The organism is Bowmanella denitrificans, from assembly GCF_039522935.1.
Lineage (GTDB): Bacteria > Pseudomonadota > Gammaproteobacteria > Enterobacterales > Alteromonadaceae > Bowmanella > Bowmanella denitrificans.
Window position 1 is genome coordinate 339,807 of sequence record NZ_BAAAEI010000031.1, and the last position, 20,777, is coordinate 360,583.

A 20,777-nucleotide genomic window follows, 5' to 3' on the forward strand; every position below is an offset into this window, starting at 1 on the left:
TGGTCGATGCCAAATCAAAGAATTCGCATTCGTTTGAAAGCGTTTGATCACAAGTTGATCGATCAGTCTACGGCTGAAATCGTTGAAACTGCCAAACGCACTGGTGCTCAGGTTAGCGGTCCTATTCCTCTGCCTACCCGCAAAGAACGCTATACGGTTCTGATTTCTCCTCACGTAAACAAAGATGCGCGTGACCAATATGAAATCCGTACCCATAAGCGTCTGGTGGACATCATCGAGCCTACTGATAAAACAGTAGACGCGCTGATGAGGTTGGACTTGGCTGCCGGCGTTGATGTTCAAATCAGCCTGGGCTAACAAGAGAGGGTTTTAACAATGGCGATTGGTATAGTCGGTCGTAAAGTAGGTATGACCCGCATCTTCACTGAAGATGGCGTGTCCATCCCTGTGACTGTTATCGAAGCAACGCCTAACCGCGTCACTCAGTTGCGTACTGAAGAGAAAGACGGTTATCGCGCATTGCAAGTCACTGCAGGTACCAAGAAAGCTAACCGCGTTACTAAAGCTGAAGCAGGTCACTTTGCTAAAGCTGGTGTTGATGCGGGCCGTGGCCTGTGGGAATTCCGCCTGAATGACAATGAAGGCGAAGGCATTGAAGTCGGTAGTGAAATCACTGTTGAAATCTTTGCTGAGAATGCCAAGGTTGACGTAATCGGTACCTCTAAAGGTAAAGGTTTCGCCGGTGCGATTAAACGTTGGAACTTCCGTCACCAGCGTAACTCGCACGGTAACTCTTTGTCTCACCGTGCCCCTGGTTCTATTGGTCAGAACCAGTCACCTGGTAAGGTTTTCAAAGGCAAGAAGATGGCTGGTCACTTAGGTGACGAGCAGGTCACTGTGCAGTCTTTGGAAGTTGTACGTGTTGACGCTGCCAACAACCTGTTGTTGGTTCGTGGCGCAGTACCCGGTGCAACAGGCGGCGATCTGATCGTCAAGCCTGCGGTTAAAGCGTAACGTCTGGGAGAATAGTGATGGAATTAGTATTGAAAGACGCGAACAGCGCTCTTGAAGTATCCGAAGCTACCTTTGGACGTGAGTTTAACGAAGCTCTGGTACACCAGGTAGTTGTAGCTTACGGTGCAGGCTCTCGTCAGGGCACTAAAGCGCAAAAAACGCGTTCTGAAGTTAGCGGTGGCGGTAAGAAGCCATGGCGTCAAAAAGGTACTGGCCGTGCCCGTGCCGGTACTATCCGCAGCCCAATCTGGGTTGGTGGTGGTCGCGCCTTTGCAGCCAAGCCTCGTGACTTTGATCAGAAAGTTAACAAGAAGATGTACCGTGGTGCTATCAAAAGCATCCTGTCTGAACTGGTTCGCCAGGAGCGTCTGATTGTTGTTGAGAAATTCGGTGTTGAAGCACCTAAGACCAAGGAACTTTTGGCTAAGCTGAAAGCTTTGGATCTGAAAGACGTGCTGATCGTGACTGCAGAAGTAGACGAGAACCTGTTCCTGTCTGCCCGCAACCTGTACAAGGTTGACGTGCGTGATGTAGCCGGTATCGATCCTGTCAGCCTGATCGCGTTTGAAAAAGTGTTGATCACTGCCGATGCAGTGAAACAACTTGAGGAGGCGTTGGCATGATAAACGAAGAACGTCTACTGAAAGTGGTTTTAGCGCCACACATCTCTGAAAAGTCCACCATGGCTGCCGAAGGCGCCAACACTGTGGTTTTCAAAGTTGTGAAAGACGCGACTAAAGCCGAAATCAAACAAGCGGTTGAGAAACTGTTTGAAGTTGAAGTCGATGCAGTTCGTACCGTTAACGTGAAGGGTAAAACCAAACGTCACGGTATGCGCATGGGCAAGCGCAGCGACTGGAAAAAAGCTTACGTACAGCTGAAAGAAGGTCAGGACATCGACTTCGTCGGTGGCGCTGAATAATAGGGGGATTTAGACATGCCATTATTGAAAGCGAATCCAACTTCAGCCGGTCGTCGTCACGTTGTTCAGGTTGTTAACCCTGATCTGCACAAAGGCGCACCTTACGCCCCATTGCTGGAAAAAAACAGCAAAACTGGTGGTCGTAACAACAATGGTCGCATCACAGTGCGTCACATTGGTGGTGGTCATAAGCAGCACTATCGTGTTATCGACTTCAAACGTAACAAAGACGGTATCCCTGCTGTAGTTGAGCGTCTGGAATATGATCCAAACCGTTCTGCCAACATCGCACTGGTATTGTACGCAGACGGTGAGCGTCGTTACATCCTGGCTCCTAAAGGAATCAGCGCTGGCGATCAACTGTTGTCTGGCTCTGCTGCGCCTATCAAGGCGGGTAACAGCATGCCAATGCGCAATATGCCTGTGGGTACCACTGTACACGCAGTTGAAATGAAGCCTGGTAAAGGCGCGCAGTTGGCGCGTTCTGCTGGTGCTTATGCTCAGATTCTGGCCCGCGACGGCGGTTACATCACTCTGCGTTTGCGCAGCGGTGAAGTACGCAAAGTCCTGGCTGATTGCCGCGCCACCATTGGTGAAGTAGGCAACGCCGAGCACATGCTGCGTCAGTTGGGTAAAGCGGGTGCACAGCGCTGGCGTGGTGTTCGTCCGACCGTTCGTGGTGTTGCCATGAACCCGGTTGATCACCCGCACGGTGGTGGTGAAGGCCGTACCTCTGGTGGTCGTCACCCAGTTTCTCCTTGGGGTAAACCTACCAAGGGTAAGAAGACCCGTAGTAACAAGCGTACCGATAAACTCATCGTACGTCGTCGTAATAAGTAATAGCGAGGATTCACCATGCCACGTTCTCTCAAGAAAGGTCCATTTATTGACCTGCACTTGTTGAAGAAGGTAGAGACTGCGGTGGAAAAGAACGAGCGTCGTCCAATCAAAACTTGGTCACGCCGTTCCATGATCATCCCAAATATGATTGGGTTGACCATTGCAGTCCATAACGGTCGCCAACATGTTCCAGTACTGGTTACTGATGAAATGGTCGGCCACAAGTTGGGCGAATTTGCGCCAACGCGTACTTACCGCGGCCACGTCGCGGATAAGAAAGCTAAACGTTAAGGGGTAGGATAATGGAAGCATTAGCTAAACACCGTTTTGCCCGTACGTCGGCTCAAAAAGCACGCCTGGTTGCGGATCAAATTCGCGGAATGCACGTTGAGAAAGCTCTGGAGCTTCTGACTTACAGCCCTAAGAAAGCGGCTGGTCTGGTCAAGAAAGTTCTGGAGTCTGCCATCGCCAATGCTGAGCATAACGAAGGTGCAGATATCGACGAGCTGAAAGTCGCGAAGATCTTCGTCGACGAAGGCCCGACCATGAAGCGGATTAAGCCTCGTGCTAAAGGCCGTGCGGACCGTATTTTCAAGCGTAGCAGTCACATCACTGTTGTTGTGGCTGATAACTAGGAGTAGATAATGGGACAGAAGGTACATCCTACAGGTATACGCCTGGGTATCAGCAAACCATGGACTTCTACCTGGTACGCTAATACTAAAGAATACGCAGACAACTTGTTCAATGACCATCAGGTACGTCAGTTCCTGACCAAAGAACTGAAGAATGCGTCAGTTTCCAAGATCGTCATCGAGCGTCCAGCCAAGAGCATCCGTGTGACTATTCACACTGCGCGTCCTGGCGTGGTTATCGGTAAGAAAGGTGAAGACGTAGAAAAACTGCGTAAGTACGTTTCTAACCTGGCCGGCGTTCCTGCACAGATCAACATCGCTGAGGTTCGTAAGCCTGAGCTGGATGCGCAGTTGGTTGCCGACAGCATCTCCAGCCAGCTTGAGCGTCGTGTTATGTTCCGTCGCGCTATGAAGCGTGCGGTACAAAACGCCATGCGCATCGGCGCTAAAGGTATCAAGGTAGAAGTAAGCGGTCGTCTTGGCGGCGCCGAAATTGCCCGTTCTGAGTGGTATCGTGAAGGCCGTGTGCCGCTGCACACTTTCCGTGCTGACATCGATTACGCCACCTCTGAAGCCGGCACTACCTACGGTATCATCGGCGTTAAAGTGTGGATCTTCAAAGGTGAAGTTCTGGGTGGTCTGCCAGCAGCCAACGCTGTAGAGCAAGCACCAGCTCCTGCACCTAAGAAGAAAGGCCGCAGCGCGAAGCAAGGGGGCTAAGAGATGTTACAACCAAAACGTACGAAATTCCGTAAGCAGCATAAAGGTCGTAACCGCGGTCTGGCGATTGCAGGCGGTAAGGTAAGCTTCGGTACTTTCGGCTTAAAAGCCACTGGCCGTGGTCGCATGACTGCTCGTCAAATCGAAGCAGCCCGTCGTGCCCTGACTCGTCACGTTAAGCGTCAAGGTAAGATCTGGATCCGTGTATTCCCTGACAAGCCAATCACTGAGAAGCCTCTTGAGGTTCGTCAGGGTAAAGGTAAGGGTAACGTGGAATACTGGGTATGTCAGATTCAGCCTGGTCGTGTACTTTACGAAATTGAAGGTGTGCCTGAAGAGTTGGCCCGTGAAGCTTTCGAGCTGGCCGCTGCTAAGTTGCCCTTCAAGACAACCTTTGTAACTCGGACGGTGATGTAATGAAAGCTACTGAACTGAAAGATAAAAGCGTAGAAGAGCTGAACGCAGAGCTGCTGAACCTGCTGCGCGAACAGTTCAACCTGCGCATGCAACACAGCACAGGTCAGCTGGAAAAAACTCACCAGTTGAAGATTGTGCGTCGCAGCATTGCGCGTGTTAAAACCATTCTGACTCAGAAGGCAGGTGCCTAATGACTGAAAAAAATACACGTACACTGCAGGGCCGTGTCATTAGCAACAAAATGGACAAGTCCATCACTGTAGCTATTGAGCGCAAGGTGAAACACCCAATTTACGGTAAGTTCATCAAGCGTACTACTAAACTGCATGCACATGATGAAAACAACGAGTGCAGCATTGGCGATATCGTCACTGTAAAAGAGTGTCGTCCTCTGTCTAAGACAAAGAACTTTACTCTGGTTGCCGTTGTTGAGAAATCCACTGAGGTTTAATCCTCTCGGGATTTTGTAAAAAAGCGCCTTCGGGCGCTTTTTTTATGTCGTATTCCGACGTAGCAGGAGCACTCACCGGCGATGTCTCATCAAAAAAACACAGCCAATACAAGCACAAAACTGGGTCCCATAATAAGGTATGGCTTGGCTTACCTATTGGTCAGCTTAAAGGCGCTATGCTGGTAACAGGTCGGGGGCTTTTCCCCAATGCGGAGGCCTGGTTATGCGATGTACAGCTTTGCTCTATTTCTGCTCGGTAAGCGCGTTAGCGCAGCCTCTGGATTTTGCCGCGCAACTGATCCAATGGCATAAACCAGAAGATCCCTGGCGCTATCAGCGCCTGGATATAGGAAATCAAGACTTCCGCCATCGTCTGCAGCAATTGGAGTGGCAGCATACTGTCACACAGGATCTATTCCTGTCTTTACAACTAAGTAAGAAAGACAAGGTCCTCAGCACGTGTCCCAATAGCCATAAAGTATCGGAAATGGATATAGCCCTGGTGCCAACGATGCGTTTTACAAATGATCTGTCTATAGGGGTAGGCTGGCATTTCTCTCGCGAGGGAACGTTAAAATTAGGGCAGCGTGAGGCGATGGCGTTAGGTAGTCGACAGGGATGGTTGATCAATGCCGAATTTCTGCTTAACCATAGACAAAACATGAAGTTGACATTCAGCAATGCCAATTATCTGGACAGGTTTAGTACGGGTCAATCTGCAGGAGAAGGTTTCACCGAAACTGCCTTACACCTGTCTTATCAAGTCAGTTTTTGACGGCTTGTTACAGTGTTGTTTTTTTTAGAAAATAGCAACAAGCACAGTCCGGCTGTCATTAGCAGCAATACTGAAGGAGTTGGAATGCTTTGGTAAGTGAGAGCAACCTGATCACTATAATATTCAAAATGAGTTGATTCGCCCTCTAATATCGACCCGGAATAATCGGTTTTTAAGATGCTGATCCTTAGCTGAGCCGCGTAGAAAGGCTGAGCACTAGGGTTTCTAAGTAACGACTCAATACCATTTTTATCGAAAAATGTTCGATCAACGTCATCCAGAATGCTGCCAAAGGCTATTATTTCTTGAAAATAAAAAGAGAATTTCATCAACCCATCTCCAAGATCAAGCTCAGTGATACCAGACATTCCCCCAACAGTGATGTCTAACAACTCATGAATGTCAGTGGATGATGACCAACTGGTCCCCCTGGCCGTCAATTGCAGAGGTTCTACGGCTGTATCTGTATATTCATTTATATCAACACGGCTCATCAGAGCATCCCTGAAAATACTGGCATACAAGACATCTACTAATTGATAGGTCGCTCCCCAGGTTTGTGTTGTTAAGCCAGTATTTGGGTCAGAGAACTCGTCAAAGTAAGGTATCACCTCTTTGTTTTCTGGGTTGCTAAAATCTAAATCAAACTGTTGAGTTAAACTTGTCTGCTCAGGCGTTAGTGAAGTGTATTGGTGCCTAGTACTTCCATCCGCTAAATATGTGGTATTTACCTGTGTCAGGCTAATATCGGATATATCAGCCGTGATAATGCCAGCAAATACAGATGAAGATATTAAGCTTGCTGCGAGTAAAAGCAATCTAGCTACAATGGCTCTGTCCTTGAACATAACAATATCCCTAATGTTGATACTCTGTCGTCGTGAGTGATTATTAATAGATCAAAAAATATACAAATTCAATGTGCTTTCATATATATAGCGGATTTGTTGCCCTGCTTAGTATTTGTGCCACACTTGATTCGATAAACTAGGCGAGACAAGTCGTGGACAGTGCAGATCTGGTCTTTATGCTGGTGGGTGGTGCGCTAATCCTGGTGGGATTGGTACTGTTTGTTTTTGGTCGTCGGGACGGCAACAAAAATTACCTGGAAGGCTTTGGTATTAAGCTGGATGTCAGCAATCCCTCCATTATTCTCATTGTGGCTGGTGTAGGCTTGTTATTGGTTCCGCGTTTGTTACCCGCCAATAAGTCCTTGGAACACTCCGCAGTTAATCCGCAGATATTGCTTCCGTCTAATACTGCAAATCCCCAAAGCCAAGCAATTGTTCCTGGGCAAAGTAATGTACCGGCTGTCACAACTGCCAATGGACAGACACAACCCGTATCCCCAACAATAACGCCCACGGATAGTAATGTGGAGTCCGTTTTTTTGCCGCAGGGCATGTGGCAGTTAAGTGGTTATCAGGAATCCGGCATTGATGTGCCTGGCGTGCAGGGCAATATCTTGTTTAATGTGCTGTCCGATGTACAGGCTAACTGGCGGGCTAACCTTGCCTATGCGGATATCTGGGGAAATTTTATGTCTTACGATTATGCCGGGCAAATCCGCAGTGCTAATGGGCAATACGTCATCGATTTGCTAAGCAGCAATGATCCGGGTTTTTCACCACAGCAAAATATTCCACTGGAAATGATGCTGGAAAATGGAGGTGTGCTGCATATGAAATATGATTTTGGCGGTGCACAAATTTTACTGCATTACATTCAATAATCTGTCCGGCTGTTTGGTTGCCAGCAAGCCGGTCTGCCGGGCCTGCTCGTGCCGTTGCATCTCGGCTCTGACATGTTAGGTCGATGAAAATCGTTGATCCCTGACCTTCCCTTAGGTAGAACTGGTTATTAAAACAACAATCCTACACAAGGACCACTGCATGATCATAGGCATACCTAAGGAAATCCTGACCAATGAGACCCGTGTGGCGGCAACGCCAAAGTCTGTCGAGCAGTTGTTAAAGCTCGGCTTCGAGGTCCATGTGGAGCAAGGCGCTGGCGAACTTGCCAGTTTTAACGACCAGGCATATTTGGATGCAGGTGCGAAGATTGCGGCGCGCGAGGAAATCTGGCAGGCCGACATGATTTTCAAGGTCAACGCACCGATGAAAAATGGCCGTAAGAAAATCGATGAATTCGAGCTCATCAAGCCCGGTACGACTATTGCCAGTTTTATCTGGCCTGCGCAAAATCCCGCTTTACTAGAACAACTGGCCAGTCAGCAGGTCAATGTGCTGGCCATGGATGCGGTGCCACGAATCTCCCGTGCCCAGTCATTGGATGCGTTGAGTTCCATGGCCAATATCGCCGGTTATCGCGCGGTGGTGGAGGCGGCGCATGAATTTGGCCGCTTTTTTACCGGTCAGATTACCGCCGCAGGTAAAGTACCGCCAGCCAAGGTATTAGTAGCGGGGGCCGGTGTGGCCGGACTGGCAGCCATAGGTGCTGCAGGCAGCTTAGGTGCCATTGTGCGTGCCTTCGATGTGCGTCCGGAAGTGAAAGAACAAGTGCAAAGTATGGGCGCGGAATTCTTGATGGTGGACGTTAAGGGCATGGAACAGAGTAGCGATGGCTATGCCAAAGAAACTTCGGCAGAATTTAATCAAGCCGCAGAACGCCTGTACGCAGAGCAAGCCAAAGAGGTGGACATTATTATCACCACCGCGCTGATCCCTGGCAAACCTGCCCCTAAGTTGATTAGTCAGGACATGATTGATTCAATGAAGCCTGGAAGCGTCATTGTTGATTTGGCGGCGGCTAACGGCGGCAACTGTGCCTATACCAAGGCCAATAAGATTGTTACTACCCCTAACGGCGTTAAGGTCATTGGCTATACGGATATGCCAGGGCGTTTACCAGCCCAATCATCGCAGTTGTACGCGACAAACCTGGTGAATCTGGCCAAGCTGTTGTGCAAAAACAAGGACGGGCAAATTGACCTGGACTTTGACGATCTGGTGATTCGCGGTGTCACAGTGATAAAGCAAGGTGCGGTGACCTGGCCGGCACCGCCCATCAAGGTCTCAGCGCAATCTAAACCCAAAGCGGCTCCAGTTAAGGAAAAACAGCCAGACAAGCCAATCGACCCAAGGAAAAAATACGGCCTGCTGGCCGCTGGCATTGCTGCCTTTGCCTGGGTAGCCAATTCCGCGCCGCCCGAGTTTTTGTCTCACTTTACTGTATTCGTGCTGGCCTGTGTGGTCGGGTATTACGTGGTATGGAATGTTAAGCATGCGTTGCATACGCCGCTTATGTCGGTTACTAACGCCATCTCCGGGATTATTGTGGTGGGCGCCTTACTGCAAATCGGCAAGGGAGATGGGCTGGTGACCTTTCTGGCCTTTATTGCGGTGTTAATTGCCAGTATCAATGTGTTTGGCGGTTTTACCGTGACCCGGCGCATGCTTGAAATGTTCCGCAAGGGAGGAAAATGATGTCTGCAGGAATTGTACAAGCCGCCTATATCGTCGCGGCATTGCTGTTTATTATGAGTCTGGCAGGTTTATCTAAACAGGAATCGGCTAAAGCCGGCAATGTATACGGCATCATTGGTATGGCTATCGCGTTGGTGGCCACCATCTTCAGTCCTGCTGCTGATGGTCTGGGTTGGATCCTGCTGGCGATGGTGATAGGTGCTGCCATCGGTCTGCACCTGGCGAAAAAAGTCGAGATGACTGAAATGCCAGAATTAGTGGCCATTTTGCACAGCTTTGTTGGTCTTGCCGCGGTTTTGGTCGGTTTCAATACCCATATTGAACATCCACCGTTGGTGGGGGCTATGCAGACCATTCATCTGGTGGAAGTGTTTCTTGGCGTATTTATCGGCGCGGTGACTTTTACCGGCTCGGTGGTGGCCTTTGGCAAACTGCGCGGATTACTGTCTTCCAAACCGCTGATGCTACCACACCGGCATAAACTGAATCTGGCGGCGGTGATCATTTCCTTTGTGCTGTTGCTGAACTATGTGGATGCCGGTGGGGCTACCACAACGTTGATTGTGGTGACGCTTATTGCGTTTGCGTTCGGCTGGCACCTGGTGGCGTCCATTGGTGGGGCGGATATGCCGGTGGTGGTATCCATGTTGAATTCCTATTCCGGTTGGGCAGCCGCTGCGGCTGGCTTTATGTTGTCCAATGATCTTCTGATTGTGACGGGTGCTCTGGTGGGCAGCTCGGGGGCCATTCTCTCGTACATTATGTGTAAAGCCATGAATCGTTCCTTTATCAGCGTGATTGCCGGGGGCTTTGGCTCTGACGGCAGTAGCACGGGAGACGAGGAGATGGGCGAATACCGCGAGGTAAAAGCCGAGGATGTAGCCGAACTGCTCAAAGATGCCAGCTCCGTCATTATTACCCCAGGTTATGGTATGGCGGTAGCTCAGGCGCAATATCCGGTGTATGAAATTACCGAGAAACTGCGCAGTCTGGGCGTGGAGGTGCGCTTTGGCATCCATCCGGTGGCAGGGCGGCTACCTGGGCATATGAACGTATTGCTGGCCGAGGCGAAAGTCCCTTACGATATCGTGCTGGAAATGGACGAAATCAATGACGATTTTGCCAGTACCGATGTGGTGTTGGTGATTGGTGCCAATGATACGGTCAATCCGGCTGCCGCAGAGGACCCTGGCAGTCCTATTGCCGGTATGCCGGTGTTGGAAGTCTGGAAAGCCAAGAACGTAGTTGTGTTCAAGCGCTCCATGAACACCGGCTATGCTGGTGTGCAAAACCCGCTGTTCTTTAAAGACAATACCACCATGCTGTTTGGTGATGCCAAAGCGTCAGTGGAAGCGATTTTTAAAGCGCTATAGCAATTTAGCGGCCCCGGCGGCTTCGGGGCCTGCTTTTCAACATCGGCTAGAATAACACTGAAAACTGCAGTCTCAGATTACGGGGGGCCTGTATAAACTGATAAGGCGCAGTGCCACGCGGATTGCCGTGATAGTAAGTTTTATCCAGCAGGTTTTCCGCATATAAGCCGATGTTCAATCGTTGTCCCGTTGACAGTGGCCAGTCGGCAAAGCGCAGATGCAGGTTCAGGGTGGTCCAGGCCGGAATCTTTTCCAATGTGGTGCCGGCACCATCAAGGCGGTTGGCCTCGGTGAGGGTGCTAGCCCAATGATCCACAAAAGCGCTGAGCTGCCAATGCTCATCCTGATGGTAGGTGACACCCAGCTTAACTTTAGTGCGTGGCACATTGACTAAATGGTCCTGCCCATCAAGCTGCGGGTCATCTGCGGAAACGTAGCGAAAGCCCAGGAAGCCCTGCCACTGTCCACCACTGAAGCGCAGCAGGTTTTCTACGCCTCTGGCCTGTTGTTTCCCATCCACTTCTGTGCGCCACAGACGTCTGTCTGTATCAAATATCTGTTGATAGAAGTTTTTAATGGTCATGCTGTACAGCGCCACAACATTGGTTAACTCCATACCCTGCCATTGCCAGCCTTGGCTGTAGTTTAGCTCGTACATGTCAACCGTTTGTGAATCCAGGCTGTTGTCTTGCACGCCGTCAAATTCAAAGATGGTGGGTGGTCTGAATGCTTCGCCGTAGGTGAGTTTCCAGGCTGAACCTTGATCAGGCTGATATACCAGACTGATTCTGGGAAGCCAGGCATCATCGGTGAAATCCTGTTTGTTATAACGTAAGCCTGCGGTGAGATTAAGCATGGCCCCTTGGGTCAACTCCCAGCGCCTGGCGTACTGGCCATACAGCGCATGCTTATCCGATTTCTCTTTATCCACTGGCCAGCCTGCAGGGATGATCGGGGTGATCTGACCGGCGTTGTCCACATCGCGAATCTTGTGGCCGATATCGGTACGCCAGCCGTCGTAACCTATTATCCAGTCCTGGTCGGGGGTGCTCTGGTAGGAAAACTGGGTGCGAAAACGGTAGCGATAAGATGGTCCGATGTCCTCTCGTTCAGCAAACACCTCAATATCATCAAAGGACAGCGCATCGTCTGGAACGCGGCCCTGTTGTTTAGCTTTTTCCTTGTACTCGCGGAACAGGCTGACTTCCATAAAGCCTTGCCAGTGCTCGTCAGGCTGAAAATTCCTGCCGGCAAACAGCAAGTTGTAGCCGCGCCAAGAGTCATCGCCGGTAACAAAGTCATAGGCCACACGCTCAATGCCACTGACATTGAAGGTGCGGGTCATATCCATGCCCAGATAATATTGCTGATAGGCCAGGCGGGCATCGACGGTAAAGTTATGCTCGTTATTGCGGTAGCCCCGGCTGCCGTGGTCGCGGATGTTATCCAGCTCCGGGCTGCGGCTGAAACGTTGGTCATCAAATACGAAATCACTGACTTCCTGATAGTCCAAATCACTGCTAAACCAACTGGCACTGAGGCCATAGTGCCAGGCATTTTGCCCGCCGCTGAACAACAGATTGGCTTGTTGGGTATCCACTTCCCCGATCAGGCCACCTATTTCAAAAACCCTGTCGGGATCGCCCTGCGTTTTTTGATGTAATGACGGTAGCCGGGTGATGATATTGATCACCCCCTGTGCTGCATTGCCACCATACAAGGTTGAATTCGGGCCCTGCAATACCTCAACCCGCTCAATGCGATGGGCAGGAAAGTTGTTCATCATAAAGGCTTCATTGGCCAACAGGTTTTGCACTTCGCGGCCATCGATTAAAAGCAATGTGGACGACATATTGCCGGTAAAACCCCTTTGCCCACCGGCCAGCCACGACCACTGATAGAAGGTATCCATATTGGGAATGGCGGCGAGGATTTCTTTCATATCACGCCAGCCGAAACGGGCAATTTCGTCCTTATCGATAACGTAAACCGTGCCGGCCGCCGACAACCAGGATTCTTCCTTGCGTGCCGCCACACTGACTTCCATCGACAGTAACTGGTCCAGGGACAACTCAAACAAATGGGCGGTGGAATGATCCTGGGCGGCTTGAGCAAAAGATGATGTGCAAAATAAGCAAAGTGCGGTGAGCCGTAACGTCATGAAACCGTACCTAAAATACCCATATCTGGATTATAGACGGTGTTTCCAACTTGAATTCAGCGAAAATAACAAGCCCCGCCAATGCGGGGCTTCAGCCAAAGAATGGCATGATTAATAGAAGGTATAATCCAGCCTGATGGTCAGGGTTCTGCCCGCCAGATACTCGATATATTGCTGCGCTGTGGTGTTGTCCTGGTCCCGGCTTCGGGCAGAGCGGTATTGCACGGCTTCTTTGTCAAACAGGTTATTCAGATGCACACTGAGCTTCACATCATTTGTGACTTCCAAACGTCCAGACAAATTAAAGTAGCTGTAGGCTGCAACAATGTCTTCATCACGGGTATTAAAATGGGTTTTGTACTCACCGTAGTAGGTGTAATCCAGTCTGGCATAGGCTTGCTTACCAAAAAATTCAAAGCCCTGGTCCAGGGCCAGATAGGCGTTCCAGTCCGGCACCATGGTCATACTGTCACCCTTTTTCGCTTTAATGGCGTCGTTATCCACGGTGATTTTCGAATTGGTATAAGAGGTGTTAAAGATTAGCTCCAGCTCTTCAGCCAGTCTGGCGGTGGATTCAAACTCAAAGCCTCTTGAACGGGCCTCACCGGCGTTGGCAGTAAAAGTAAAACCACAGGTGGGCATATAAATATCGGTACGGATGTCTGTCCAATCGATTTGATACACGGCGGTGGCGAAATCTACGCGTCCACCAAAGGCGCTGGCCTTTAATCCCAGCTCATAGTTGTTAATTGCATCAGAGGTATAACGATTCTGGCGTTGCGGTGCATTGGGGTCGTCCTGGCAGGAGCCGGGTAATGGGCCGTTGTTACCGCCCGGACGGTAGCCTTCCGAATACAAGGCGTAGACCGACATGTCTTTTGAAGGGCGCCAGGACGCACTGAATTTATAACGGTTACCCGATTCATCACCGCTGGACAGAGTGGTTTCGTCAGACCAAATACCACTGGCTTGATCATGAAAATCGTCTTTCAGATCAAAGCGACGAATACCAGCATTCAGCTCCAGCTCACCCATTTCGCCCAAGTCGAATGTGTAGGCCAGGTCGGCAAACAAGGCCAGCTCGCGGTAATAGTCTTTAATCAGCGAGTAGCGCCAGTTATTTTGCGGATTGCCGAAATTTTCCTGCCCCAGTTGAGTAACGTCTACGCCCCACCAATACAGCGCCAATGCGGACACCAGGTCCCCTTGTTCATGATATTGGTTCTGATTGTTAAAGGAGTCTTCGGTGAGTTTTTTGTCGTAGAACATACCGACGGTCCAACTGAGCGGGCCGGGATGCAGGTTCTGAAAACGCAGTTCGTGGGTGGTTCTTTCCTGATAGTCGTCGTAATCGTCATTGATAATCCAGGTCAGAAATAAATCGTCTGCATCCAGCCTGGTCCAGCTATCCAGCGAACTCATGCTGTACTTACGGTAGGAGCCGGCATAATTAAGGGTGGCAATATCAAACAGGTTGTCATGATTGATATTCAGGGTATACAGATTAGTACTGTTTTTATACCAGGGATCCAGGCGCTCCCAAACCTGGTATTTCTGGGCAACATTTTGTGCCACTTTGGGGGCATTGCCACCGCGGCAGGCCGGGCGCTCCAGTGCTGGGTCGCATTCTACCACTATGTCTTCAATGTCATAGCCGTAAGGGGCATCGGGATTAGCGGTGGCAATAAAGTCATAGTAAAAACCCGGTTTGGAACGGTCACCCAGATCTTCGCCTCGTTCATGATTTTCAACCCGGCTGAATCCCAGGGTAATATCCATCTGGTCCGAGACCTGCCACAGCAGTTGTGAACGTAAGAATCGGTTTTCCTTGTCAGATTGCAGGCCGGTATGCATATTGACAAATGGCAACTGGTCATAATCTTTGTTGCCATTCACCCGCAGGGCCAGCTTGCCGTCCAGTAGGGGCACATTGATACCCAGAGTCAGGTTGTTGTCATAGCCGTCAACGTCCTTTTCGGCGCCAACCTGCAAAGAGCCAAATAATTCAAACTCGTCCAGCTTGGGTTTGTTGGTAATAATACGTACGGTGCCGCCTATGGCGTTGGAGCCATAAAGTGTGCCCTGCGGGCCACGCAGTACTTCCACACGTTCAACGTCTGACAGATTAGTAAATTCAAAAGGAATATCGTCAACAAAGGTGGCGGTGGTATCCGGCACTGTGGTGTTGCCGCCGCTTAAGCCCCTTAAGATCAACTGGCCTCGCGGCATGGCTGCACCGGCCAGAGTGCGGTAGATATCGGTGGAGCTGGTATAGTTTCTGTCGACAATATCCATGGCGGAAATACTGGACACCGACATGGGAATTTCTACCAGGGTTTCTTCCTTACGACGTGATGTGACAACCACTTTTTCTACATTATCGGCTTGTGTGTCAGACGACACCTGAGCATTGACCGCTGGGGATGCCGTCAATGCCATCAGAATTGCCAGATGCAGGGAGTTCTTGCTGAGGCCTTTGTTGCCTGACATGTTCATATTGTGCTCCAGGTTATTATAAGCGTATCTACCTTAAGAATGTGCCCGGTGACAGTTTTGTGACTTTGGGCACAGAAGCTCAGTATATGAACAGATTTAAATTTTCAGCTAGCAGATTTTGTTTTTGAATCTCATATGTTTAGGTTTAAATCTGATGTTTTTTGACAGATTGATGGAACGGGTTACTTTCAGGCAAACACCACGGTCTTGTTGTGGTGGATAATCACCCTGTCTTCCAGGTGATAACGCACACCATTGGCAAGGGCTTGTTTCTCACAGTTCTTGCCTTTTCGCACCATATCTGCGGCCGTATCACTATGACTGATACGCATGACTTCCTGCTCGATAATTGGTCCTTCGTCCAGATCTGAGGTGACATAATGGCAGGTGGCACCGATCAGTTTTACGCCACGGTCGTAGGCCTGCTGATAGGGTTTGGCACCGGCAAAAGACGGCAGAAAACTGTGGTGAATATTGATGGCTTTGCCGCGCAGCGCTGCACATAACTGATTAGGCAAAATTTGCATAAAGCGGGCAAGCACGGTCAGGTCGGCCTGATAATGTTGTAGTAAGGTTTGCACCTCTTCAAACGCTTTGTCTTTGCCCAGGGCCTGAAAGTCCACCCAATGGAAGGGCACATTGTACCAATCGGCAAACTGCTGCATATGCGGGTGGTTGGCAATAATACAGGGAATATCGCAATACAATTCGTTGGTATGCCAGCGATGTAGCAGATCAATCAGGCAATGGGACTCATGGCTGGCCAGCAACGCCACCTTTTGCTTCTGATGGGAGTCCGTCAGGCGCCAGTTCATCTGATACTGCTCGGCTAACGGCCGGAACACCGAGCGAAAGGCCTCCAGACTCAACGGCAGTGAATCAGCCCGTATTTCGTGGCGCATAAAGAAGCGGCCGGTTTGCAAATCGGTATGATGGCTGGCTTCCACAATAGTGGCATTGTGACTGGCCAGAAACTGGCTGACGGCAGCCACCAGACCTACCTGATCCGGGCAATCAATGACGAGGCGAAAAGTTTGTTGCATGGCAGCGTCCCTTTATTTGTTATGCGCACGTTATACCAGTTGGTGAGGCATGGTAAAAGGTATGAAAACGGTTTACTGATGCATAGCATAACCAAAAGTTAATCCAGCTCACCTCTTGCCAGTCTTTCCCGCACTGAGCCGGCAACCGCCAGTGGCCATTGCTCCAGTACCCGGTAATTGACGCCCGAGCTGCTAGAGTGTGACTCGAACAGGCAAAAGGATTTGAACGATAGCCGCATATCTGGCTCGCACAAAGGGGCGGGCGGATTTTCACGCAGTTTGCGAAACAGACTGATATGCGGCTGATAGGGGCGGGGGTCTGTTGGCAGCCCCTGATATGCCAGTTGGCTGCGCAATTGCCTGGCCAGATCAAGGAGTTCATCCGGTATGCTGGCCGGTCCTATCCAATACACTTTGGGCTTTGACCAATAGCCAGTCTGGTTTATGTGTAAATCAAATGCCTGCCCGCAAACCTGTCGGGCAGCCATAAAGACAGACTCATAATGGCTGGAAGGTACCTCGCCTAAAAAGGCCAGGGTAATATGTAAATTCGTCGTGCTGACGGGCTGGGTCAGAGGGGGCAACATCTTATTGCGCCAGGTATCAATGGCGAGTTTGTCTGCCCCTGCCAAATCTAGCCCGAAAAACATTCGCATCATAACAACCTGTTGGATTTCAGCGTACTTCGGTGGCTAATTTTAACAGATGTGCGCTAAGTTCCAGCCCTCTGGCTCTGGCGTCGGTAAGGTTAATGCTGAAATTGAGGCTGTTATTGTCGGCAATTAAGCCAATGGCTGCACCTTGCCTGAAACCTTCACTGGTGTCAGCCACCACCAGTACAGCCGAATCTTTGACTCCTTCAAGCCAGTAAAGGCTTTGCTGGCGGTCTTGCTGGCTGATAAACAGCAACTGGCATTGCTGTGCCTCTTTGCTGTCGATGGGGGTGACAACTTTGCTCTTCAGCTTGCTTGGCTGCGTACTGAGCAGTTCACTGATCGCAGTAAATAGTGAGGGGTTACCAACAACGCAATACACCATTTCCTGTTTGGGGGGCGGGGGCCAGGTACTGAATTGGCTGAATCGGTATAGAAAAGCCGCCTTTAGCTGATTCTGACTTAATCCACTGGCCAGGCAGTGACATGGACACAGCAGCATCAGGAATAACAGCATCAGCCTCATGGTGCCCATCTCCAGCGCACAGACAAATGCGCCTGCCGGGGCCGTTGCAGGGTAGGAATACCGCTAAGATCCGTGACTTCTTCTATCCTTTTGTTGCCAACATTTTGGATGCCGAGCGCCAGATCCAGCGAACGGTTTGGGGTCCAGACCAGATTCAAATCATGGCTAATGTAGCCGCCCTGGCGCCCATAAGGGGTAATGCGCTCGCTGATACCCTGGGTCAGCCAACTGAAGACTAGGTCAGGCCGCCAAATTGGGCGGTTGTAACGTAATTGTCCAATCAGCATGGGCGAGTTGCCCAGTCGGCCAAATTCTTCATCTGTGGTGCGTTGCACGGCCAGGGAAGCAACCAGGTTAGTGCCATCCGCCCAGCGTTTACTGACACCTGCCTCCAGGCCCAGACTTTTAATCGGCGGGCTGTTATAAAAGACCGGCGCGTCGAGATATTCGGTAATCAGGTCATCGATATCTGAATAATACAGGGTCACAAAGGATGTAAATGAGCTGGACCAGCGCTGTTTCAGACTGACCTCACTGGTAGATATGGATTCCCCCCCTAAGCGCGGGGCAAAAAAATACCGGTTATTACCACTTTCCAGTTGATTGGCGGCGCGGTAAGCCCGGTTGTAGCGTAACAATAATCTGCTATCTGCATTTATCTGGTAGCCAATGGACAAGCTGGGCGACCAATGCGCCGCCCTGTCTGTATGGTCATAGCGCAGGGCTAACTGCAACGCCAGGTCTGAGGCTACCTGCCAGTGATCCTGCAGGTATATGCCGTAGCGAAGGCCGTTATTGGTAAAACGCTGCTGTAACAGACCACTTTGTGAACGGGCATCGAATAATTGCCGGTGATCCTGCTGCAAATCAAGGCCCACAAGCCATAGATGGTTCTGCAATCCGTGATATATCAGGCGGCTGTCAATATTGCTCCAGCGACCGGAAAAAAGACTATCCACTCTGTCCAGGCTGTTATCACTCTCTTGTACTGGAATAGAGCGTGTGTAGTCATTGCCATGAGTGGAGGCATGCAGGTAAATATCTGTGTAAGGGGTTAGGCGGGCATCATATGTCAGGGCTAACAAGTAGCTGTCACTGTTGTCTCTGATCACCTCGGTATAATCAGGCACAAGACCTAGCTCCGGGTACTGTCGTTCACGCCATACACCGGCCGCATTAAAATGCAGTCCGCCTTGCTGATGGCTGAGGGTGACTCTGGTGCTTTTTTCCTGATTCAGATGTTCAAAGGCTGCGTCTTCCGGCGAGAACAGGTCAAAGCCAAATTTAATATCGTCCCGGCCAATATGACTGAGTGAAAACCAACTGTCGTTACCCTGCTCAGAGCGGTGACCGGCCGTCAGCCGCATGTGCTTGTCACCTTCATGGGTGAGGTTGAGCGAGCCTTCCAGTGTGCCAATTTGGGCAGAAGACTTGGTGATAATATTAATTACGCCAAGCAGCGCATTGTTGCCATATAAGGCCGCGGCCGCTCCGGGGCTGTATTCAACCCGGTCAATAAGTTCGACGTCCACAAAAAATTCATTGCCGAGCAGACTGGCATCCAGCATATTTTCATTGATACGGGTGCCGTTAAGCAAAAACAGAATACGGGCATTAAAATCACTGGGCCGGCCAATGCCCCGGGCGCCTACATACAGAAAGCTGTCGTCATCGCGCGTGGTTAATCCGCTGAACTGCGCCAGAATGTCTGCCATGGAGCGCAGGTTGTACTGCAAGATATCCTGGTCGGTAATGATGTGGGTAATGGCCATGCTCTCAGAGCTGCTTTGCGCCATACGTGAGGCTGAAGTTACCTCGGTGTCTTCCGGAATTTCCTGGAGTGGCTGGGCCAGCAATGCTTCCAGATCGGGCAGAGTCTGGCCCTGAGTCAATGCTGACATCAGTACGACTGCAATGCCCAGGTATCTTTTCATGTTGCGCCTCTGGAATAGACTCTGAAGTCATTTTTTCCGGCCCGTTTGGCACTATACATTGCTTCATCTGCGCAGTTCAGTAAGTCTAGCGAAGAGGTGGCATCAGTTGGGTAGTAGGCCAGCCCTATACTGATACCGATGGGCATGACCTTCTCTTTGACCACAATCGGCTCATTGATCTTCTTTACAATCCGCTCAGCCAGCTTTTCAGCAGCTTCAGGTTGACTGACACGGGTTAATAGCAGGGCAAATTCATCGCCCCCCAGTCGGCACAACAAATCGGTGTCGCGAACCATCTTCTGAATGCGCCTGGCAACGGTTACCAGTGTTTCATCACCAGCGTCATGGCCGAAGTGATCGTTTACATACTTAAAGTTGTCCAAGTCTATAAACATCAGGCAGCTCAGTACCTGGTGCTGCGTGGTGTCAGAGGTTAACTGTTTAAGGCGCGTATTTAATGCCAGCCTGTTCGGCAGATTGGTAAGTGCATCCCGGTAGGCCAGTTGTTTGAGCTGCTGCCCCTGCAACTGTTCTTGCTGGAGCTGCTGATTAAGTTCCTTTTGCCACTTCTCCAGACGTTTTAACAGGTCATTAAACCTAAGCGTCAGGATGCCTATTTCGTCTTCTCTTACCACTGAAGCTCTTAAGGTAAAATTGTGTTCCTGCCCCACCTGCTGAGCCAATGCGGTCAGTGACAGAAGGGGGGCAAGCGCCTGACGCTGTACTCTGGCCAGTAACATGGCAGAGCCCGCAAACAGCAATGCCAGCAAAAAAGCCAGCATCACAACCACACGAAGAAACCAATACAATAAGCCGGTGATATCCATCACCATTAGCACATCACCTTCCAGTTGCTCCTGCATCCACATGGGGTAGTGAAGCATTAGTTGTAGGCCAGAGAAGGCGATATAAGGTGTTGAATGTAAAGGTTGGTTATCCAGCGTGGGCGGCGAAAAGTCCGGTTTAGTTAACTCAGCAAACAGCTTGGCTTCGCGATCGCGCACCGCCACATAGAGTAACTGTTGCTGTTGGCCGACCAATGACAGTTCATGCTTTGCTGCCGTACTGTCACCAAAAATCACCATGGGCAAAACATTGTGGGCGAGCTGGGCAATGCTGATTTCGGCGGCTTCCGCCTGCCTTTCTCTGGCGGTCAGCCACAATAGTAAGGTGATTAGGGTAAAAGCCAGCAGCATGCACCCGGCCATCACCGCGAGATTAAGCTGTGTAAGTCTTCTGACCAGTGAGCTTGTTGGCCGCAGATGGCGGGCCTTTGCCTCGTCCAAACTGATTAACCTATTAAGGAACAAGGTGTTATTTATTTCAGTTTAGCGAATAACCGCAAGTGGGCAACTTGCCGGGCATAGATTCTGTGGTGAATGCCGAGATAATTCAGCTCGCTCCAGACAG

23 protein-coding genes are annotated in these 20,777 nt (G+C 50.3%); 15 read left to right on the top strand and 8 right to left on the bottom strand.

What is annotated here, in order from left to right; all coding sequences use genetic code 11:
- The first annotated feature begins 6 nt into the window (after positions 1-6).
- The 12 genes from rpsJ to ABD028_RS22835 all read left to right on the top strand — a co-directional run bounded on the left by rpsJ (position 7) and on the right by ABD028_RS22835 (position 5,735).
- Positions 7-318 carry a 30S ribosomal protein S10 gene (gene rpsJ / locus ABD028_RS22780; RefSeq protein WP_010179497.1) on the top strand — a complete coding sequence of 104 codons (312 nt, stop codon included), beginning with the start codon at positions 7-9 and terminating at the stop codon, positions 316-318.
- 18 nt (positions 319-336) lie between these two features.
- Positions 337-975 carry a 50S ribosomal protein L3 gene (gene rplC, locus ABD028_RS22785; RefSeq protein ID WP_102794235.1) on the top strand — a complete coding sequence of 213 codons (639 nt, stop codon included), beginning with the start codon at positions 337-339 and terminating at the stop codon, positions 973-975.
- Positions 976-992: 17 nt separating this feature from the next.
- Positions 993-1,598 carry a 50S ribosomal protein L4 gene (rplD, locus tag ABD028_RS22790; RefSeq protein ID WP_102794234.1) on the top strand — a complete coding sequence of 202 codons (606 nt, stop codon included), beginning with the start codon at positions 993-995 and terminating at the stop codon, positions 1,596-1,598.
- Complete coding sequence (gene rplW, locus ABD028_RS22795; RefSeq protein ID WP_102794233.1) at positions 1,595-1,897, top strand: 50S ribosomal protein L23; 303 nt, start codon at positions 1,595-1,597, stop codon at positions 1,895-1,897. The genes rplD and rplW overlap by 4 nt, the downstream gene beginning before the upstream one ends.
- Before the next feature lie 15 nt (positions 1,898-1,912).
- Entirely contained in the window at positions 1,913-2,737 is an 825-nt protein-coding gene (rplB, locus tag ABD028_RS22800; protein ID WP_102794232.1) for a 50S ribosomal protein L2, read from the top strand.
- A gap of 15 nt (positions 2,738-2,752) precedes the next feature.
- The gene (gene rpsS / locus ABD028_RS22805; RefSeq protein WP_102794231.1) at positions 2,753-3,028 is read left to right on the top strand and encodes a 30S ribosomal protein S19; all 276 of its coding nucleotides are present in this window, start codon (positions 2,753-2,755) and stop codon (positions 3,026-3,028) included.
- An 11-nt stretch (positions 3,029-3,039) separates the two neighbouring features.
- Positions 3,040-3,372 carry a 50S ribosomal protein L22 gene (gene rplV / locus ABD028_RS22810; RefSeq protein ID WP_102794230.1) on the top strand — a complete coding sequence of 111 codons (333 nt, stop codon included), beginning with the start codon at positions 3,040-3,042 and terminating at the stop codon, positions 3,370-3,372.
- A gap of 9 nt (positions 3,373-3,381) precedes the next feature.
- Positions 3,382-4,092 (top strand): 30S ribosomal protein S3, encoded by a 711-nt coding sequence (rpsC, locus tag ABD028_RS22815; RefSeq protein ID WP_102794229.1) that lies wholly within the window; start codon positions 3,382-3,384, stop codon positions 4,090-4,092.
- A gap of 3 nt (positions 4,093-4,095) precedes the next feature.
- Complete coding sequence (gene rplP, locus ABD028_RS22820) at positions 4,096-4,509, top strand: 50S ribosomal protein L16 (protein WP_102794228.1); 414 nt, start codon at positions 4,096-4,098, stop codon at positions 4,507-4,509.
- Positions 4,509-4,700, top strand: a complete 192-nt coding sequence (rpmC, locus tag ABD028_RS22825; protein WP_102794227.1) for a 50S ribosomal protein L29 — start codon at positions 4,509-4,511, stop codon at positions 4,698-4,700. The genes rplP and rpmC overlap by 1 nt, the downstream gene beginning before the upstream one ends.
- Positions 4,700-4,960 (top strand): 30S ribosomal protein S17, encoded by a 261-nt coding sequence (rpsQ, locus tag ABD028_RS22830; RefSeq protein ID WP_102794226.1) that lies wholly within the window; start codon positions 4,700-4,702, stop codon positions 4,958-4,960. Before rpmC ends, rpsQ begins: the two co-directional genes overlap by 1 nt.
- Before the next feature lie 223 nt (positions 4,961-5,183).
- Positions 5,184-5,735: a hypothetical protein gene (locus ABD028_RS22835; RefSeq protein WP_343847631.1), complete on the top strand. Its 552-nt coding sequence runs from the start codon at positions 5,184-5,186 to the stop codon at positions 5,733-5,735.
- Here the strand turns inward: ABD028_RS22835 and ABD028_RS22840 are convergent.
- Entirely contained in the window at positions 5,720-6,583 is an 864-nt protein-coding gene (locus ABD028_RS22840) for a hypothetical protein (RefSeq protein WP_343847633.1), read from the bottom strand. The genes ABD028_RS22835 and ABD028_RS22840 overlap by 16 nt on opposite strands.
- A 155-nt stretch (positions 6,584-6,738) precedes the next feature.
- On the opposite strand from ABD028_RS22840, the gene ABD028_RS22845 reads away from it, so the two are divergent.
- The 3 genes from ABD028_RS22845 (at position 6,739) to pntB (ending at position 10,554) form a co-directional block, all read left to right on the top strand.
- Complete coding sequence (locus tag ABD028_RS22845; RefSeq protein ID WP_343847634.1) at positions 6,739-7,467, top strand: hypothetical protein; 729 nt, start codon at positions 6,739-6,741, stop codon at positions 7,465-7,467.
- A 160-nt stretch (positions 7,468-7,627) separates the two neighbouring features.
- Complete coding sequence (locus ABD028_RS22850; RefSeq protein WP_343847635.1) at positions 7,628-9,181, top strand: Re/Si-specific NAD(P)(+) transhydrogenase subunit alpha; 1,554 nt, start codon at positions 7,628-7,630, stop codon at positions 9,179-9,181.
- A complete protein-coding gene (gene pntB, locus ABD028_RS22855; RefSeq protein ID WP_343847636.1) occupies positions 9,181-10,554 on the top strand; it encodes a Re/Si-specific NAD(P)(+) transhydrogenase subunit beta in 1,374 nt (457 codons plus the stop codon). The genes ABD028_RS22850 and pntB overlap by 1 nt, the downstream gene beginning before the upstream one ends.
- Positions 10,555-10,600: 46 nt before the next feature.
- Here pntB and ABD028_RS22860 read toward each other — a convergent pair whose 3' ends face one another.
- The 7 genes from ABD028_RS22860 to ABD028_RS22890 all read right to left on the bottom strand — a co-directional run bounded on the left by ABD028_RS22860 (position 10,601) and on the right by ABD028_RS22890 (position 20,653).
- Positions 10,601-12,715 (bottom strand): TonB-dependent receptor plug domain-containing protein, encoded by a 2,115-nt coding sequence (locus tag ABD028_RS22860; RefSeq protein WP_343847637.1) that lies wholly within the window; start codon positions 12,713-12,715, stop codon positions 10,601-10,603.
- A 111-nt stretch (positions 12,716-12,826) separates the two neighbouring features.
- Positions 12,827-15,211 (bottom strand): TonB-dependent receptor, encoded by a 2,385-nt coding sequence (locus tag ABD028_RS22865; RefSeq protein ID WP_343847638.1) that lies wholly within the window; start codon positions 15,209-15,211, stop codon positions 12,827-12,829.
- 188 nt (positions 15,212-15,399) lie between these two features.
- Positions 15,400-16,254 carry a formyltetrahydrofolate deformylase gene (gene purU / locus ABD028_RS22870; protein WP_102794219.1) on the bottom strand — a complete coding sequence of 285 codons (855 nt, stop codon included), beginning with the start codon at positions 16,252-16,254 and terminating at the stop codon, positions 15,400-15,402.
- A 98-nt stretch (positions 16,255-16,352) separates the two neighbouring features.
- Positions 16,353-16,913 (bottom strand): RNA 2',3'-cyclic phosphodiesterase, encoded by a 561-nt coding sequence (gene thpR, locus ABD028_RS22875; protein ID WP_343847639.1) that lies wholly within the window; start codon positions 16,911-16,913, stop codon positions 16,353-16,355.
- Positions 16,914-16,929: 16 nt separating this feature from the next.
- The gene (locus tag ABD028_RS22880) at positions 16,930-17,433 is read right to left on the bottom strand and encodes a YfiR family protein (protein ID WP_343847640.1); all 504 of its coding nucleotides are present in this window, start codon (positions 17,431-17,433) and stop codon (positions 16,930-16,932) included.
- Positions 17,430-19,367 carry a TonB-dependent receptor plug domain-containing protein gene (locus ABD028_RS22885; protein ID WP_343847641.1) on the bottom strand — a complete coding sequence of 646 codons (1,938 nt, stop codon included), beginning with the start codon at positions 19,365-19,367 and terminating at the stop codon, positions 17,430-17,432. Before ABD028_RS22885 ends, ABD028_RS22880 begins: the two co-directional genes overlap by 4 nt.
- Complete coding sequence (locus tag ABD028_RS22890) at positions 19,364-20,653, bottom strand: GGDEF domain-containing protein (RefSeq protein WP_343847642.1); 1,290 nt, start codon at positions 20,651-20,653, stop codon at positions 19,364-19,366. Before ABD028_RS22890 ends, ABD028_RS22885 begins: the two co-directional genes overlap by 4 nt.
- Between the last annotated feature and the right edge of the window lie 124 nt (positions 20,654-20,777).